This is a genomic window from Antarctobacter jejuensis, assembly GCF_052266595.1.
In the GTDB taxonomy this organism is placed as follows: Bacteria; Pseudomonadota; Alphaproteobacteria; order Rhodobacterales; family Rhodobacteraceae; genus Antarctobacter; species Antarctobacter jejuensis.
In genome coordinates this window covers 1-1,287 of sequence record NZ_JBQQXJ010000047.1, presented here as the reverse complement: position 1 = coordinate 1,287, position 1,287 = coordinate 1, and the positions used below count along the sequence as shown (strand labels likewise).

The 1,287-nt window shown below is 66.8% G+C and carries 1 protein-coding gene; it reads left to right on the top strand.

The window, feature by feature from the left end; genetic code table 11:
* Nucleotides 1-966, top strand: a 966-nt coding sequence (locus ACTXGA_RS24455) for an IS91 family transposase (protein ID WP_443397317.1), incomplete at its 5' end; no start/stop codon positions are given.
* Nucleotides 967-1,287 lie beyond the last annotated feature (321 nt).

The window sequence follows — 1,287 nt, the reverse complement described above, 5'->3', positions numbered from 1 at the left end:
CCCGCAGCACGGGACTGGATGGCCGCGCGCGTCAAAGACCTGTTGCCTGTCGAGTATTTCCACGTGGTCTTCACCCTGCCGGCCGAGATCGCCAGGATCGCCTACTGGAACAAGAAGGCGGTCTACGGTCTGCTATTCAGCGCCTCGGCGGAAACCGTGACGACCATCGCCGCAGATCCCCGGCATCTCGGCGCGCGGGTCGGCATGACCACCGTGCTCCACACCTGGGGCTCGGCGCTGACCCACCACCCGCATGTCCACATGATCGTGCCCGGCGGCGGCCTGTCGCCGGGCGGCAGCCGCTGGATCGCTTGTCGCCCCGGATTTCTTCTCCCGGTCCACGTCCTCTCCCGGCTGTTCCGGCGACTCTTCCTCGAAGGGCTGGCGGCACTGCACAAGGCGGGCGCGCTTCAATTCTTCGGTGACCTCGAGAACCTGGCTCGGGCCGACGCCTTCGCCGCCTTCCTCGCCCCGCTGCGCAAAACCAAGTGGGTTGTCTATGCCAAACCGCCCTTCGGCGGCCCCAAGGCCGTACTCGCCTACCTCAGCCGGTACACCCACCGGGTGGCGATCTCGAACCACCGCCTGATTAGCGCCGATGCCAATACCGTCACCTTCCGTTGGAAGGACTACCGCATCAAGCACGGCGACCGGCAAAAGGTGATGAGGCTCGAGACTGGCGAGTTCATCCGCCGGTTCCTGATCCACGTCCTGCCCGACGGATTCCACCGCATCCGGCACTACGGGCTGCTGGCCAGCGCGGCTCGCAAGGCCACCATCGCCCGTATCCGCGGACTGCTCGGCGAGACGCCGCAGGACCCGGACCCGCAGGAGAGTGCCGAGGTCATCCCTCTCACACTGCTCGAACCATGCCCCTGCTGTGGCGGCGCTATGCGCATCGTCGAGATTTTCCGCCGCGGTCAGAAGCCGTCATCTCGAGCACCACCTCGGAAGCACGCCGCATGACGCAACGCCCGTCACAAACGCGCGAAACTCACTGGCTGCCGCTCGCTGGCTGGACCGCTCGTGGTATGCCCGTCGCCTCGCTTTGCCCGGAAAAATGCAATCACCTGTTCCGCCGACATCCGAAACCAACGCCGCCAGCCGTCCGAGCGACCTCCAGCAATCGGCACGAGCTGCCCGATCGCCGGCCAGACCCCACCCTCGCAATCACCCGCAGTGCACTTTCCCCATAGTCAGCGCCACGACCCCCGCGGCTTCCTCCTTCCGAGGTTTGTCAACGCGGGCCGACGCCCGCAGGACCCCCGCCGTCACGCAGCGGCCCGC